The sequence below is a fragment of the Pedobacter hiemivivus genome (genome assembly GCF_005144565.1).
In the GTDB taxonomy this organism is placed as follows: Bacteria; Bacteroidota; Bacteroidia; order Sphingobacteriales; family Sphingobacteriaceae; genus Pedobacter; species Pedobacter hiemivivus.
Map to the genome: position 1 here is coordinate 136,595 of NZ_SWDX01000007.1, position 16,913 is coordinate 153,507.

At 36.9% G+C, this 16,913-nt stretch carries 16 protein-coding genes; 12 read left to right on the forward strand and 4 right to left on the reverse strand.

All coding sequences use genetic code 11. The features are described 5' to 3' along the window. The first annotated feature begins 39 nt into the window (after window positions 1-39). Both FBD94_RS18060 and FBD94_RS18065 read left to right on the forward strand, forming a co-directional pair. On the forward strand, window positions 40-3,363 hold the full coding sequence (locus FBD94_RS18060) for a TonB-dependent receptor (protein ID WP_169472348.1): 3,324 nt from the start codon (window positions 40-42) through the stop codon (window positions 3,361-3,363). Between the two features lie 23 nt (window positions 3,364-3,386). Beyond that, the gene (locus FBD94_RS18065) at window positions 3,387-4,145 is read left to right on the forward strand and encodes a hypothetical protein (RefSeq protein ID WP_136881241.1); all 759 of its coding nucleotides are present in this window, start codon (window positions 3,387-3,389) and stop codon (window positions 4,143-4,145) included. A gap of 142 nt (window positions 4,146-4,287) precedes the next feature. Here the strand turns inward: FBD94_RS18065 and FBD94_RS18070 are convergent, their stop codons facing one another. Together FBD94_RS18070 and FBD94_RS18075 are read right to left on the reverse strand one after the other, a co-directional pair. Next, window positions 4,288-4,554, reverse strand: coding sequence for an ORF6N domain-containing protein (locus FBD94_RS18070; protein WP_136881242.1), 267 nt, complete (start codon window positions 4,552-4,554; stop codon window positions 4,288-4,290). Window positions 4,555-4,701: 147 nt separating this feature from the next. Beyond that, complete coding sequence (locus tag FBD94_RS18075) at window positions 4,702-4,974, reverse strand: DUF6597 domain-containing transcriptional factor (RefSeq protein WP_136881243.1); 273 nt, start codon at window positions 4,972-4,974, stop codon at window positions 4,702-4,704. Window positions 4,975-5,095: 121 nt separating this feature from the next. Between FBD94_RS18075 and FBD94_RS18080 the strand changes: the two genes are divergently transcribed. Further along, window positions 5,096-5,635, forward strand: coding sequence for an NADPH-dependent FMN reductase (locus FBD94_RS18080; RefSeq protein WP_136881244.1), 540 nt, complete (start codon window positions 5,096-5,098; stop codon window positions 5,633-5,635). Between the two features lie 19 nt (window positions 5,636-5,654). Here FBD94_RS18080 and FBD94_RS18085 read toward each other — a convergent pair whose 3' ends face one another. Beyond that, window positions 5,655-5,945, reverse strand: a complete 291-nt coding sequence (locus tag FBD94_RS18085; RefSeq protein WP_136881245.1) for a hypothetical protein — start codon at window positions 5,943-5,945, stop codon at window positions 5,655-5,657. A gap of 41 nt (window positions 5,946-5,986) precedes the next feature. Next, window positions 5,987-6,880, reverse strand: coding sequence for a HEPN domain-containing protein (locus FBD94_RS18090; RefSeq protein WP_136881246.1), 894 nt, complete (start codon window positions 6,878-6,880; stop codon window positions 5,987-5,989). Between the two features lie 364 nt (window positions 6,881-7,244). Between FBD94_RS18090 and FBD94_RS18095 the strand changes: the two genes are divergently transcribed. From FBD94_RS18095 to FBD94_RS25985, 9 genes are all read left to right on the forward strand, one after another. Next, a complete protein-coding gene (locus FBD94_RS18095; RefSeq protein WP_136881247.1) occupies window positions 7,245-7,502 on the forward strand; it encodes a helix-turn-helix domain-containing protein in 258 nt (85 codons plus the stop codon). Window positions 7,503-7,535: 33 nt separating this feature from the next. Next, window positions 7,536-8,063, forward strand: coding sequence for a hypothetical protein (locus FBD94_RS18100; RefSeq protein ID WP_136881248.1), 528 nt, complete (start codon window positions 7,536-7,538; stop codon window positions 8,061-8,063). A 56-nt stretch (window positions 8,064-8,119) separates the two neighbouring features. Then, window positions 8,120-8,587, forward strand: a complete 468-nt coding sequence (locus tag FBD94_RS18105) for a macro domain-containing protein (protein ID WP_136881249.1) — start codon at window positions 8,120-8,122, stop codon at window positions 8,585-8,587. 1 nt (window position 8,588) lies between these two features. Beyond that, a complete protein-coding gene (locus tag FBD94_RS18110) occupies window positions 8,589-8,912 on the forward strand; it encodes a hypothetical protein (RefSeq protein ID WP_169472349.1) in 324 nt (107 codons plus the stop codon). Between the two features lie 15 nt (window positions 8,913-8,927). Continuing rightward, on the forward strand, window positions 8,928-9,422 hold the full coding sequence (locus tag FBD94_RS18115) for a hypothetical protein (RefSeq protein WP_136881250.1): 495 nt from the start codon (window positions 8,928-8,930) through the stop codon (window positions 9,420-9,422). Between the two features lie 477 nt (window positions 9,423-9,899). Next, complete coding sequence (locus tag FBD94_RS18120; protein ID WP_136881251.1) at window positions 9,900-13,190, forward strand: RNA-dependent RNA polymerase family protein; 3,291 nt, start codon at window positions 9,900-9,902, stop codon at window positions 13,188-13,190. Window positions 13,191-13,193: 3 nt separating this feature from the next. Beyond that, window positions 13,194-13,856, forward strand: a complete 663-nt coding sequence (locus FBD94_RS18125; protein ID WP_136881252.1) for a hypothetical protein — start codon at window positions 13,194-13,196, stop codon at window positions 13,854-13,856. A gap of 807 nt (window positions 13,857-14,663) precedes the next feature. Then, on the forward strand, window positions 14,664-15,977 hold the full coding sequence (locus tag FBD94_RS18130) for a reverse transcriptase domain-containing protein (RefSeq protein ID WP_136881253.1): 1,314 nt from the start codon (window positions 14,664-14,666) through the stop codon (window positions 15,975-15,977). A 235-nt stretch (window positions 15,978-16,212) separates the two neighbouring features. Then, window positions 16,213-16,386, forward strand: a complete 174-nt coding sequence (locus FBD94_RS25985; RefSeq protein ID WP_169472350.1) for a hypothetical protein — start codon at window positions 16,213-16,215, stop codon at window positions 16,384-16,386. Window positions 16,387-16,913: the final 527 nt, after the last annotated feature.

The following is a 16,913-nucleotide window of genomic DNA, read 5'->3' on the forward strand; positions in this document are numbered from 1 at the left end:
CTCAAGTCGGCTTCCTACCTTTTGAGCAATAACAAAAACATGAAAAAAAAACTCACGGCGATTATGAGGATCTCGACCGTTGTATTAGGACTATTAATTGGTTTCAGCAGTTTGATCGTGGCCAGGGAAACCAAGGCCCAGAACTTAAATGAAATCAAGGTTACCATCAATATCAAAAATGAAAATATGGCAGCTGTGCTGTCCAGAATTGAAAAAAGCACAGGCATTGCTTTTTCTTATGACAAAAATCTACTCAGTAAATTAAAAGTACCCGCACAGGTTTATCGCGGAGCATCGCTTCCGCTGGTACTTGGTAAGCTGTTAAGGCAGACAGGGTATGATTATGAAGTGATCAATAACAATGTGGTGATTGGCAGGTCAAGACCGGCTCCCAAGCCTGCCGAACCTGGGCGAATCTCGGGAAAAGTCGTCGATAGCAAAGGCGGGCCACTTCCAGGTGCTTCCATACGGATTCTGGAGCTCGACAAAACGGTTGCCAATGCGCTGGATGGCGGTTACAGAATTTCTCTTCCGCCGGGAAGCTATACCCTGGAGGCCAGCTATATTGGCTTTCAGTCCAAACAGGTTACAGATGTAAAGGTATTGTCCGGCCAGAATACGTCTTTGGATATCGTACTCAAAGAAGATGCTAAGAGCCTGAATACCGTGGTTGTCACCAGTCCATATAAGAAAGCCTCTGTTGAGGGTTTATATGCCAGACAGAAGAATGCCGCTACGGTGACCGATGGGATCTCAGCAGAGCAGATCAGCGCCACTCCGGATAAAAACATTGGTGAAACTTTAAAAAGGATTACCGGAGTAAGCACTACCGATAACAGGAATGTGGTGGTACGCGGCGCGGCCGAAAGGTACAATGTGGCACAGTTGGATGGTGTCATGTTGCCCAGTACGGATGTGCAGAGCCGGAATTTCGACTTTAGCCTGATTCCGAGTAATCTGGTGGAAAGTGTGGTGGTGAGTAAGTCTGCTACACCGGACATGAATGCCGGTTTTGGCGGTGGGCTGATCCAGGTAAACACCATTTCCATTCCTACAGAAAATTTCCTTTCTTTCAGTGCAGGGGCTTCTGTGAATTCCAGGACAACGGGTCAGGATTTTTATGGGTATCAGCGTGGGAAATACGATTACCTTGGCTTTGATGATGGGAGTAGGGACCATTTCCCAAAAGGACTGAAAGATGTTTCCACCTTTAATCCAAAGGCAACCAATCCAGCCGATATCAAAGCTGTTGAAGTAGCCGAACAGAACCGCAGGATAGGGGGGACTGAGCGATTGGGCAGCCGGATTTTTCAAAGCAGGCCTTCCCAAAACTACCAGTTCAGCCTTGGAAGAAGTTATGATTTGTCTAAGCAGGTTGCACGGAAAATCGGTTTTGTAGGCTCATTGAGTTACCGCAATACGCAGAATATCGAAAACATTGATAACATCAGGCGTGGAACCTGGCAGATCATTTCCACCCCCGATGATCCTGAAAACGTCAATACCGGATACCTGTATAATTTCAATACCACCCTGGGGGCATTGCTGAACGGAGGTTACCGGGACGGCAAGCACCAGATCATTTTCAATAATTTTTATTCGAGGGCTTTCAGTGAGCAGCTGGAGCGGGTCAGTGGATGGAGTTATGCTAATCCCAAAGATGATGGGAACAGTAAATACCCCATTATCAAAGAAGATGACCGGCCGGTGTTTACCGATCTTTTACAGAACAAGGTTAGCGGGGAGCACCTGTTGGGCAGGGTAAAACTGGATTGGAGTGCGGCAAGGGTAGCGACCAATGCCCGTGAGATCGATGCCATTACCGCAACGCTGCGAGCTGAGGAAATGGCAAATAAGGTGATTTATAAATATACGCCCGGTCAGGGAACCGTTAGTGGCGGGGGTGGTATGTTGGAACGTGATAAGTTTGCCTACAAGGAACGGAACCTGACTGTGGCCATGAACGCCGCAGTTGATTTTAAGATCGCGGGTCAAAAGCAGATCTTCAAAACGGGGGTTTTCTATCTGGACAGGCATGCGAGCTATGAGTGGACGATGTTGCCCATCGTAAGTTTTGTAACCGTAAATAACCCTTATGGTTACCTTCCCGTACAGGATTATGGCAACTATATGGGTATGGAACATCCGCTGACTGATATCCTGTACATGCCTTCTGCATTCCAACTTAATAGGTATGAGGGTAAGGATGTGAACAAGGCGGCATATGCAATGCTTGATAACAGGCTGACCAAAAATTTAAGATTGGTGTGGGGTGGCCGGTTCGAATACTTCAGGTATGACAGTCTGCAGAACAGTAGCAATATGCAGAACAGGCCGGCGATCACGCTCGCCGACAGCGTGAGGTGGAAGTTTATGCCTTCTGCCCACCTGACCTATACGCCTGTTAACAACCTGAATGTCCGTTTCTCTTATGCCAAAACCGCCGTAAGGCCGTCGCTGATGGATAATTCCAGGTTCTCCAGGTACAATACCAATTTTGGCAGGATGCAGGTCAACCTTGGTCTGGAATCTTCGATCATCGATAATTACGATCTCAAGCTGGAATGGTTTCCGGGTGCCGGGGATATCATTTCGGTTGGCGCATTTTATAAGTATTTTGATAAGCCGGCCGAGTTCTATGCCGTTAATTCGGTTTCAGGAACTGACAACCTTTATGTATACACCAATAACTCGGACTGGGGCAAGATCCGTGGGATCGAGTTCGAAGTTCGCAAGTCCTTGGGTTTCATTGCTCCCTCGGTAGCTTTGCTGAAAGAAATTACCATAAGTGGCAACCTCACCTTGCTAAAATCGGAGGTGCAGTCCAGGATATTGCGTACTAAGGCGGATGATAAAGGGAAAGACTATTCTTACTATGAGTATATGAAGTACAAGCGCCCGTTGTATGGACAGGTACCTACTGTGGTCAATGCGGGGCTGAATTATACAGGCAAGCATCTGGGGCTCAATCTTGTATTTAACTACATGGGTTATAAAACCTATATCACAGGAGTTGACCCTAACCTGGTAGAATATGAACGGCCAAGAAGTCAGGTGGATGCCCAGGCAAGCTATCGTTTTTACCGCAACAAGATGCAGTTTAAGCTGAATATCAGTAATTTGATGGATAACCCTTACCGTTTTTACGTCAATGATGCTTCTACCTTTGAGATCAAAAATGCCAATCCCCCGATCAATTCGGAGTGGGATGATGTTTTTAAATACAAATTCGGCTTCAGCGATAAATTCGAAGAGGGCTATGTTGATCACAGCAAAGGGGCAGGGCAGCAGATCGGTGACCGCCAAACGCTCACCCGTTATATCGGCCGGAGCGTAAGCCTTTCACTTTCTTATAATTTTTAAATCTGGTTACAAAAAGATAAAATATGAAACAAAAATATAATATGGTAATGGTGTTGATGCTTATGCTGAGCCTGGCCATGCAATCATGTGAAAGGGACGGGCAATTGGCAGTTCTTCCCATTGATAAATTGAGTCCCATCGAATTTAAAGGTTTCGTTATGGGCGATACACTGGAACAGTATTTCGATGGTGTCAAGCTGCGTGAATTTCAGGGCTGGGCAAGATTTAACGGTAATATTGCTTTTAACAGTGAGGCCCCGGTCAAAATGGAGTTGAGAAAAAAGAGTACGGGCGAAGTGCTCCTAACCCAAAATATCGAGCGCAACAGGACCGAGAAGCCTATTACTTTTTTTTACGACGGGAAAAAAATCAGTGAGAAATATGAATATCCTGCAGCAATTGCAGATATAGAACAGATTGCCTTTTATTTTGATTTCCCGGCAGATATGCCCGTGGATGTTGCATACGGGGATGGTTCGGACGTCAATTCCGTAGTATATCTGGCCAGAAATGTTAAACCGGGACAGTGGACAGATTTTATTCAGGTGCCACCACTGGAAGGGGAGATGTACGTTTTATTGCTCAAAGCCGGAAAGAAAGAATACCTGATAGACAATGATGTGAATTATAGTGTTATGTCGGCTGGTATCGTTCTGCCCAATAAGTATGGTTATCAGGGCGGTGGGGTACAAAGCTGGTATGTGGGAACAAGAATGGATGTGAACACAAATAAACCAGTCCTGGATCCTCAGAGTAACCTTGTGGCAATTTTTCCCCGCTAAGGGTGTTCAATATTGAGCCTTATTTTTAGACTATCCTGGTCCGGATCACAAAGATCCGGACCTCTTTGTAAAATGTCAAAAGATACGGATGCTGGACCGGGTGAGTAAAGACGTTAATTAGGGCTGGATATTGTGTTACCCGTTAAATATTATATTTTGAATGTTCCCCATGTCTTAAGGTGCCAAATTGGCTCCTTAAGATTTTTTGCTCTTCGTTCCCGAGTTCAAACATAAAATCTTCGGGGAAACGATCTATATTTCGTTTAACCTGTCTTTTAAGTTGCTTAGTTTCTACTTCATAAAGTGCTGCTAAATCAGTATCTAGCATTACCTTATGTCCACGTATATAGTAGATTTGGTTCATGATAATTTCATCAGGAATCAGCGTGTTATCATTATTTTCGGTCATTTTTACTCGATTTAAGTATCAAGTTAAACCTCTCTATTTTTACGGAATTAACAGCAATCTATAATTGATTATATTTAAATTTTTCCCTCAACACCGTCATATTAGCGCCCAATTAGTATCCGATATTTTAGCATAATGTTCATTTACTCACCTATGTCCTGGTTTTAACCTGATACCTGCATATATTGCATTCGGAAAGACATCCACCGTGAATTTCGATGTTGAGGTTCCTTTAAATACAATGAATTCTTGATTGATCGGCAGGAGTTTGATGAAAACCAGTTCGCAGCAGCCATGGGGTAAAACAATATGTGGTATGGGGTTAGCCGATTCAGACTGACTGGCAGGAATAATAAACTTCCAGTAGCATTCAACCTTATCCTGAAGAGCGGGTGCAGGCAGGTATTCTTTATAGATCATGAAACTAAATTTGTGTGATTGTTTTATGTCGTGGTTTGCAAAAAATCCTTATTTTTAAGCTATAATATTTCAATATCGATATTTTATTTTCAAAATTTCATCACATCATAAATATATATAAATGAAAATCTTTGCATTTGCAGGAAGTAATTCTTCTACCTCTATTAACAAACAACTGGTAAAATTTGTATTGAAAAGTTTTGAAGGGAATGAAATTAATTTGATTGACCTTAACGATTATGCAATGCCTGTTTTTTCTGTAGATCTGGAAAAAAGTGGATTCCCGGCAGCGGCACACCTATTTCTAAAAAATATTGAGGATTGTGATATTATCATATGTTCACTAGCAGAAAACAATCGCTCTTATAGTGTAGCATTCAAAAATACTTTCGACTGGGCTTCCCGGATTAATGTAAAAGTTTTCCAAAACAAACCGATGTTTCTGATGACTACTTCTCCGGGTGGGTTTGGCGGTGGAAATGTAATGGCAGAAGCGTCGAAGTTTTTTCCACAATTTGGAGCTGATATTAAAGAAGTCTTTTCATTGCCGAAGTTTTATGAGAATTTTGATGTCCATAATGGCGTTATAAATCAGGAATCATTGACTGAATTGAATACAAAAATCGAAAAGATCAAAACCCAGCTAGCAAACCCGTACTGATCTCAGTTGCTTTAACTCTTCATCCTTTAGGTGGCTGAATTTCCAGCTTCCTCTTTTCCGTGTATATAAACGCTGCATTTATAAAATCCACGAGTTGGGTGTAAAAGTATAACATATCGGCATTTTCATCTCCCTCAGTAAATCCGACCGAGTTATTCACCCAGCCTTTATAGAATTGCCAAACTTTTTCCCTAATATGATGGAGATCATTGTTATCCATAAAGTCGACCATTGTGCTTAAAGGGTTTTGTAATTCATAGTCTGATAAATTTGTAGGCTGGTAATCGAGTTTTTTCATGATGTTTTCCATAATCTTATTTTTAAATCAGTATTGAATAATAAAATTGATCGCTAATTGGAGGCTGTGGCTGGATTAGCAAATTCGTTATATAGCATGGCTTGTTGTGTTAACTGCGCTATTTTCTCTTCACACATTACCTTAGCAAGTGTTACAAACTCTGTAATCTTATTGTATAAAAGCCAGGAGTCATCTTCGGAAATGTTAAAAGTATCTTTGTATCTCGCTCCCGAATAACTTTTAAGCAATACTTCAAAGAGTCTTTCGTCATCAGGGCTACCGGATAAGAACATTTTAATGGGGGCATTTGAAAAGCAGCAGCACAGGTGTAAAAGACGGCGTAAATTATGTATCTCTGCTCGATAGGCCAGGTGCACCCTGATCAGTGCAATACAGGTTTGTTCTACTGCCTGATGCAACATAAATGCGCATACATTGTGCTGTTCAGTAATGATGCACTCATGTGCTCCGGTTAAGAAACCATCTGCTAATGTCATTCGGTGGTCGAAATGTTTTCTTGCTTTTATAGCTGCCTCGGTTGGAATAACACGATTGGAAAAATCGAAAGTAGTCATTCCATTATGGCTATAAATCAATTTCGAGGTACTGCAAACCGTAATGAAAAAACGATTATTGGCTATAATAGCTTCCTCAATGGCTTTTTTCGCATGACAGAGGATTGTAATTACACCCTGTTTGTAATTGCCATTTGTGAAATCTTGGACCTCATGATCAATTCGGGTGTTGCTCTCAGTGACAAGTAGTAGGCAATAATCGCAATGAAAGGTATCGGATTTTTCTTTAAAACAGCCTTGATCATGTTGGTCGTAACTGTTTTTATAAAAACTAAAGATTTGAAAAGGCTTGAATTTTTGGACAAGCTGATTGATAAACGCTCTAAAGTAAATCGCGTGGTCTTCTGCTGGTGATAAGATTTGTAGTTCCATATATTGATCTCATTTAATTGGTTACAGTTTAAATGAGTCTTGGAGATGCAGAAATAGGTGCGGAACTGCATCTCGTGGTTGCATAGAGTTTCTGAAGCCTTACGTAACACGAGTGTACAGCAGTCCCGCACCTATTTTAGGAATACGCAAATATAGCATATTAGTAAATAGGCAGGGTGTTCTGCTGTCTTGCGTTACGGCTTCAGAAATGCAACCGCAAGACCATTAATATTTTATTTGCTGTTTATTCTCACATAATCAATTGTTTAATGCACTAAAGATAACGAGATGATTTTGATACTCCAAATAAAAATACTCTTTTTATGGAGTGTGTAAAAATGGAGTATTTCCCTTACTTTATTTTATGACAAATAAGGATCTTTTAACAAATGAAAGAGAGCTAAAGAAGATAGGTTTAAGGCTTAAGAGTCTCCGTAAGTCTGCAGGGTTTACTAGTCCAGATAAGTTTTCTTATGAAAACAACCTGAACCGTTCTCAATATGGTAAATATGAAGCTGGGAGCGCTAACATAACGATTGGTACATTGATTGGTATCCTCAATTGTTTCGGAGTAAGCCTAAGTGAGTTTTTTAATGAGGAATATGAGGGGCTAGGTAAATAGTGATTGGACATCTAAGATACCTAAAGAATTACCATGATAGACATTGAAAGAAGAAGAAAGCTGGCTCTTCATTTGCGACATCTCTCAGTTGGGCTTATTTCGAATGATGACTTTGAAGATAGTCTTATGGATGATGTAACGAATGGTTGGCTACCGGAGCAATATCATAAATCGGAAGATGCTAAGGTCGATGATAAAATAATTCAACCAATGCTCGAACTCTGCTGGGGATTATATGATGATACCAGAAATCACAAATTAAGAGGTGGGGACAAATTACCAGAACGGAGCCTGAAAATAATTGCTCGTTGCATATTGTTCCTGCAGGGTGATAAAGAATACGAATGGCCGTATTTTGACACTAACAGTCCCTTAGTTAAATTTTCATTGGGGGAAGTTCTCTTGACCATTCTTTCTCTTGGTCAGTACTACCGAGACGTAAGGAAACAGCAAGAAAAAGCATTCGAGGAATTTCAAAAACTTGGTAATTTTGAAATTTGGCCATTTATCAACCAGAACGACTATGATGAACAATTGAAACATCAGCCCTTCTTAAAATAGAAACTTCGAAGCTATACAGGCAAATGTTCAATTTTAAATAACGAAATTATCAATTGATGAATATAGATTACAAAAATGGCGATGCAACAACCCCTGAAAACAAAGGCAATAAAATAATAGTACATGTTTGCAATGATATTGGTGCGTGGGGAAAAGGCTTTGTGATGGCAATTTCAAAACGTTGGAAAGAACCAGAACGTAGCTATAGAGATTGGTTTAAGACAAAAGACAACTTCGTTCTCGGTCAAGTCCAATTTGTACAGGTTGAAGATGAGCTTTGGGTTGCTAATTTAATCGGACAACATAAAATCAATAAAGACGAGCAAGGGAATGCACCAATTCGCTATGAAGCAATTTTATCAGGGCTGGACAAAGTAGGGCAATTTGCATTAGAGAATAATGCTACAGTTCATATGCCTAGAATTGGTTGTGGATTAGCAGGTGGAACCTGGGACAGAATAGAGCCATTAATCCAATCTACTTTGATAGAAAAAAACATACTGGTAACTGTTTACGACTTTTAATATGTGGACACCGATTTCATTAAATGAATTAGAAGAACACATTTCGCGTGGAGAGTCCGAATTTGAAGGTGAATTGTTAAGCTTTTGGAACTTAATAAGAATAAAACCTCAAAAATGGGAAGAGAAAGAATATGGGGGTGAAGGGGGTGGTTTTTGGGCTGTTGCAGTTTTTGAAACTGAAGTTGTTTATTATAACGACATTGAGGATGGTTTTAATATATCTGAATATGAAACCTATGGACAAATCAAGGAGTATTGGGGTAATCAAGATGAGCTTATCTGGGCAATAAAGAGGCTATATAAACGCGTTAAAGGCAATAAATAAAACAACTATAGAAAGATGAAATTTGAACCGACATATAACTATGGTGATACAGATTTAACAATTGACCACAATCTTATATGTTGGAAGTTTGGAGAGTTGATAAAGAATTTGATAACTCTTTCTAGTAATGCTGATAGACAAGCAGAAATTATTGGAATTGGTGCTACTTGCGATGAGATGGCCTTAGAGTTCGATACTTACTTGACGATGTCATATAATTCTTTTCTAGACCATAATTTCTTAACACAAGATCAGGTTAATAAACTAATTGAACTTGATACATTCTTTATTGAACGTAGCGGTGATAAATCACCCGACTTTTGGGACGACTTTACATTAGAGATAAACCCGGAGTGGGAAATTGTTAGGCAAAAAGCCTCAAATATTTTAGAGCTTTTAGGAATGCAAAACTTAGCAATTGAATTTGATAGAGAAGAGGAATATGAAATGACAAGAAATGGGAAGCGAATAACAATGCAATCCACGAAAATAAGATTAGTATATAAATAAGAAAGCGGGAATGATCTCCGACCACTCCCGCTTCATCTAAATTAACGCTCTCGTATATAAAGACGTCAATCGGGGCTAGATATTGTGTTAGCGGATAAATAAAACTAGCAAAATATTCAGTCACGGGCTACTTTTCATGGGCTCTAATCAGTGTCTTGTTAGAGCTAAGCCTAACAAGACACTGATTAGAGCCCTTTCAAATTTCTTCTTGTATATGGCCAGTATACCTGTACTAGAAGCCCCTCTGATAAATCACTTTCGACTTAGCTCCTTGTTTGTTAAATAACTTTAGGAATAGATTTATAATAATTGCTGTCTCTGTGAACTATGGATGTAAGTTTGTTATGGATCTAAGTTTGCTTTAGTAATAAATTGTTTAGATATTGTAAATTCTTTACGCTCTTGGTTAATGCTTGTAGATTTAAATTTTATCAGTATGAACTATTTGTTGTAATTATTTACTGATTTAACAAATAAATGATGAACGAACTCTTCAACGAGGATATTATTTTTTCTGCATATAAAAAACTTAAGCATTACTTTTATTATGACAATACTTCGCTACTAATTAAACAAAGAATTTCTGAATTTGAGGCTAAGAATCTGAATGAAAGCGATTTTTCAGGAATAAAAGTGAAACTTTTTTCAATTATAGAGTCATTCTTAAAATTGGATTTAAAACAGCAAAATGAAAGTTTTAATTCAAATGATTTATTGAGCCGACCTCATATAGACTTTCATTTACTCCCAAAGACATTTAAAAAAATATCCCGACGCTATATAACAAATGTACCACATGAAGATGATTTGAAATTGAAAAGAATCAATATTTTTATTGATGCAAGTGTGGAGGTTCATTTAATAAGTGTGTTATGGTTGATGTTTGCAGGAAAATACCTTACAAGGGAGATTGGAACACATAATTATGCTTATGAATTACAGCTTAATGAAGATGATCAAGAAGGAAAAATTGTCGATGGCTTAAGATTGTATAAACCTTATTTTATACAATATCAAAAATGGAGAGATAACGCAATTTCTAAAGCGGAAGATTTGCTTAAAGACAAGAAAGATGTCACAATATTAAGCCTGGACATTAAGGATTATTTTCACAGTGTTGAGTTGGACTTTGGTCAGATAAAATTAGATATTAAAAACATAATTGATCTAAAAATTAAGAAATCGAATAACGAAATTGAAAAAAACGGGTATTCGAAAGATCAATCAAGGATTAATGTTTTGTGTGATTTATTATGCAATATTCACAAGGTTTATAAGGTTAAGATATTGAAAATCAAACCTAGTTTAGAAGGAAGGAAATTTGCGCCTCTTCCAATTGGATTAATGTCATCAGGTTTATTGGGGAATTATTATCTGAAAAACTTCGACAATAATATTATAGACCAATTGAATCCGACTTACTATGGGCGATATGTTGACGATCTTATGTTTGTTTTTCCCAACATGAAGATAGATGCTACTAATAGTTCTACTATTGATCTTTTTTTGGATAGATATTTTGTAGATCGTAACCTACTTTCATTCAATAGTTCCAACTTATTTGATAATGAGAGCTATGATAAACAAAGTCCTCTTGAGTATAACTTGGAAGGTTATCCAAATATGGTAATTCAGTCTGAGAAAGTTATTTTACATCATTTTAATCATAAGGAGTCTAAAGCAGCTTTAAACAAATTTAAAAAGAAGCTAGAAGATCAAAGGAGTGAGTTTCGGTTTTTACCTGACGAAGATAAACTTACAAGCGACTTTGATGAGGAAGCATTTTCTTTACAATATAGCGATTCTATAAATAAATTCAGAAGTATACAAGAACTTAGTGAAGATAAATATGGAGCATCGAAATTTCTTGCTCAAAAGATTTTTGCTAGGAGTTATGGTGATAAGGAAAATGATCTAGAGTCTGATAATCAGATACTCACGTTTTTTAAAGGATATGTAGGGTTATCTTTTTTTTCGCTTTGGGAAAAAGTTGCAACATATTTTGTAATTACTGATAATGCTTCGAATATTGTAAAATTCACCCGTCATATTTTAAGATCAATCAACAATATTAGTTATTCTGAATTGGATACCGAACTAGATAAAACATTAGTTAGGAAATATATTCAAAACAATTTAGAACTCTTTTTAAAAGCTTCCATATCCGTTCCGTTGGCTTTGAATCCATCTATTATATTTGATGTTTCTAAGCAGGAGGAAAAGAGTTTCTTTGAAGAATGTCGTATGATTGCAATCGAAATTCGAAAAAGTAATATGTTTAGACATGCATTAACACATATTCCATCTGTTAATTATACACTTTATACTACCATTAATAATTGGGGAAGTAACCTTTTAGAATTCAAAGAAGATCTTTTATTTGATAATTCAAGTGAATATGGGAAGTTGATCGAACTTGCCAAGTTTGATGAGAATTTTATATATCCCGATTCCAAATTGGGAATGGAATTAGAATCAAAGGTGTCACTTCTTCACTCGTATAATAGGTTAGCTATTTTATCCCCAAGATATGTATACTTTCATGAAGTAAATATTAAAAAAATATATGAAGCAGTTATTTCAATTGATGAGGAGACAATAAAAAAAACAAAGTCTTCAACCAAGAAGGGAAATCGAGCACAAGAAATGCCTAAAATTTCCCAAATTGAAACTAAAAAAGAACTTCAATTAGATTTAGTTAACGCCATACCTGATAATGCATTTGAAGAATATTGGGTGATCAATTATTCTTGGCGGGTAAATGCAAAATCAAAGGCACAGGGATTAAAAGAAAAGTATTTTAATATTTCAAGTAAGGAGGTTTGTGGGGAAATAATCGAAAATTACGTTGATGTAAGAGGAGAAGATAAGAAGAATATTGTAGATAAGAAAATTGCAATTGGTAATATAAAAGTTGAACAAACAAATATTCTTAAAAGTATTAATCAAAAGCCAAATTTATCACGAGATCGGCGAAAAGAGTTGTTTGATTTACTAAATGAAGCTGATAAGCAAAGGTGCGACTTATTTGTTTTGCCAGAAGTATCAGTTCCCTTTTCTTGGATCAAGTTGCTAGCATATAGGTCTCATAAAAGAGATGTTGGAATAATTGCTGGGCTTGAGCATTGGATTAATTCTGGGAATTTTGCATTTAATTTTATGCTCACAATTTTACCTATTAAATTGGATGAGTATACAACTTCAATCATAAAAATTAGATTAAAGAATCACTATGCTCATGATGAAAAGGAACTTTTAAAAGGACATAGACTTCTTATCCCTAGAGATACAATAATAGAATATCCAAAATCATATGATTTGTTTCATTGGCGTAATACTTATTTTTCTGTTTACAATTGTTTTGAACTGGCTGATATATATGATAGAGGGCTTTTTAAATCAAAAGTTGATTTTATTGTAGCCGCAGAGTTTAATAGAGATACTGGCTATTTTTCTGATATAGCTGGATCATGGGTAAGGGATATTCATTGCTATTTTGTCCAAGTTAATACCTCTCATTATGGTGATTCCAGATTGATTCAACCAGCTAAATCATATGCTAAAGACCTAATTCAGATTAAAGGCGGGTTAAACTCAACAATACTTGTAGGAGAATTGAAAATAGAGGATTTGAGGGAGTTTCAGCTAGTTGAATATAATCTTCAAAAGGAAAAAATAGATAAAGGACTCACTGTATTAAAACCAACTCCACCCGATTTTAATCGCAACAATGTGAGAATAAGAATTAACAACAAGTCATTTAAATAAAAAATGGAATTTAGAATACAAGATTTACTAAAATACGTTATTCCTGGTATGTTGATTTTAACAATCATCTTACTAGGGAATATAATTAGTAACATTACAGTTTTTCCAGATAAGGTGCCAGAATCAGTAAAAGATTTATCTACAATACTATTATTAGTATTTCTTGCTGTAAGCTATACTTTTGGGTATTTCTTAGATGGTCTAGCAAGTCTGATAGAGAAAGGTCTATATGTATGGCTGTCGAAACCTTCATTTGAATTGTTTAATGGAACTAATAAAAGTTATAAATTGAATGATGCAGAAAAAATTGTGAAATTTCTGTGTAATAATATGAACATAATGGTCGTACCAGCCTCAATTACGAAGGAATTTGCTGTTTTGCTCTTTAAAACCGCTAATGTTAGTAAGGATAAAAACCCTTCAGATATTATTAGGGATAGAGTTAATGAATATTACAGCGCTTATATTTTTAGTCGGAATTTGATGGCCACCCTTTTTCTAAGTTTCATATATTGTATTACATTATTAATTTTCGCTGACAGATCAGCTACCTTAACGCTTTATTTTATCCTTTTATCATTTCTTTTGATGCTTTCTTTGGTTCGTTGGAGAATGCGTGGGTATTATTATTCTAGACAAGTAATCTACGCTTCTCATATAGTTTAGCTGGCACCTTAGACGAATTATAAAGTACTCTGGTCTGGAATAATGATCGTTTTAATATTGTTTATCTAGTCACTTACTAATATTGTATGTATTGACATGAACCTGTCCATATTAAGAATACTAAAATGAAAAAATCTGAAGATTCCAGGCTTTCAATGGCCTTGACGATCATTTAGAGATGAAAGGATGATTCAGAAAGAAAGACGCCTTTAGGGTGAATGATTTCAGAGTACCTAAAGGTTAACTTGTTATTATCGATATACATAGTTATTAACATTTGCATATAGTGCTGAATATTTAGCTATTTTCGCATTATGGCCTGTTAGGTTGAACGACCGAAACATACCCAAAGCGATGGAGCGCATGATGCATAAAGTTTTGGCTTTAACGGTCAAGATGAGTATCATCTGCTCACTTATCTGCCCTTCGAAACCCATAACGTTTAGCAGACTAACTGTTTCCGTTGTTGTGGAGTGGAGAATTTTACAGGAGCAGGTGAGGCCGCGGGAGGAAACTATTTTCAAAAAAGTTGCAAAAGTGGGAAAAAACATTAAATTTGAGTAACATGAAAAAACTGCCTGGAAATTACCCTTCAAATCGCCGGATGCAAAGCCGCAGGGTTGCGTCTACAAGGAGCCTGTTAGGTTGAACGACCGAAACATACCCAAAGCGATGGAGCGCATGATGCATAAAGTTTTGGCTTTAACGGTCAAGATGAGTATCATCTGCTCACTTATCTGCCCTTAATATTTGTTGTCTGCTAGACCCAGTGGCACTGGAACGGAAACGGCAATTACTACAACAAAGATGGCAAAGACCCGAAAATACAGACTGATTACTCAAATTGCAAATCCGGCATATCTCAGAAGAGCTTGGGTGAAATTAAACAAATCTAACAAGGACTCACGTGGGGTCTCTGAAGAAACAATCGCTGATTTCTCAAATTCTTTAGAATCAAATCTGCTGATAATTAGTGCCGAACTCAAGACTAGAAAATATGAATTTCAAAGCGTTCGTCCAGTTTTGGTATCTAAAGGCGTAAAAGATGAGTTTCGTCCTTTGCGCTTGGCAGACATACGAGATCGGCTTGTTCAGAAAGCATTAGCAATGAAGCTTGAGGAACTATTAGCAATAAAGTATCAGCTAGACAATGATTGCAGTTTTGGATACCGACCAGATAAAAATGTAGAAGATGCGGTTAAAAAGATGGTCGAATATTATAAGCAAGGGTATCATGTCATATTAGAAGCTGATATTAAAAAATTTTTTGATAATGTAAACCGGAAAAATTTGTTAAAAAAAATCTTCGGTGAACTTCCAGATAAAACGATTAATACTTTGCTAGGTAAGGCGTTAGCGCAAAGTGTTGGTGATTTGAGTAACTACGATGAACGCCATCATCATTATTTTAAAGATTCGATGCAAGGAATCCCTCAAGGCAATGCATTATCACCTTTGTTAGCGAATATTTATTTAGCAGACTTCGATCAGCGAATGATCCAAGAAAACTTCAAACTGATCAGATATGCCGATGATTTCATTGTAATGTGCAAAGATAGAAATGAAGCTCATAGAGCACTTTCTGTAGCACGGGAAGAAATTCACAATAAATTGGGCTTAGAGTTACATCCACTACCTAGTCCGATAAATGCATTAGGATCAAAGACCAGAATAGTTAATCCCATTAGAGATTCTTTTTCATTCTTATCTATTCGGTTTGATGGAAAGAATATTTGGGTAGACCCTAAAAAGGTAGCAGCTTTAATCACAGCTATCAATGAAGTTACAGATCTTTCCACCTATAAAAACGATCAAAAATATCAAGGCTTGATTACGATTTTTAGACGACTTAAAAATCTGCTGGAAGGCTGGCTTTCTGCATTCAAGTATGTTGATGTTGATCGTGACTTCAGAGAAATTGACGACCATATAGATTATAAATTGACCATGACATTACTAAAAATGAACTTTAAATTGAAAAGTTCTAATTTACGTAGCAAAAATCTTAAATCGGTTCGTGACGAAGTTCAGATCCTGTTACCGGACCAGCGTCTAAATACGGGAGTTCCCACTTGTGAAAAATTTGTGAAGAGTTTGAAAAGAGAAGTTATTAAAATTTGATAATCATCTATTCATTTTAAGTCGCGGAGCAAACTTTCAGCTTTGGAGTCTCTAACTATTGACGTAAAATGAAACATTGTCTCATTAAAAAAGTTTAAAATGCCATTCGCAGATACGGTAAATGTCACTAGTGACAAAAATGGTCTAAAAAGTAAAATAGACTGGATATAGTTCGGCATTGGAGGAACCAAATAATTTAGATTTTAATCAATTAAAAGATGTCAGTAGCTTAAAAATGGAACAGTATAAATTAGCAATAGGAAGGATTGCCAAAAATGGAAAAACATATATGAGTTTAAAAGGAGGAGAAATTGACTGTGGGGCTAAAACTGTAGACTTTGAGTTGCCTGTTCAATTTTATATGATGAAATTACAAAACTTCCTAATAAGAAAGGGGAATGATCGTTGATTATTCCCCTTTCATGTCCATAAAAGCTTTAATTTATGGGATATTAACGCTCGTATTTTTTTTAAAGTAATTTATCCATCTTAATTATATTATCTTTCAGCTGAACTATTGCACTTACTTGGAATAGTTACTTTTTTAACTCTTATGCTCAGTTTATATTGAACGGAAACCAACAGAATTGCTAATTAAAGAACTATCGAAAACATAAAAAAACTAAGGTTTAATATGTGGCTCACCAAATGACTCATCTATAAGATCGAAATTTCTGCGAAAACAGTAACTTCTTAAAATGCAAAAAGCCAGAGATCTTTCTATTCAGGTTTTTCTCGGTTTTTGTGGAGAATCGGATTACCCACTACAACATCTATAGGAACTTTTTAGAATAATCAGAGAAATATATAAGGATAAGAAGTGAATGGAGGATAATGGAAATTTATAAATTAGACTGATGCTGGTACAGGAGACTCCAACCTCATTTGAACGAGGTTTTTTACCGATCGAAATGAAGAGATACTTAGTAGGGAATT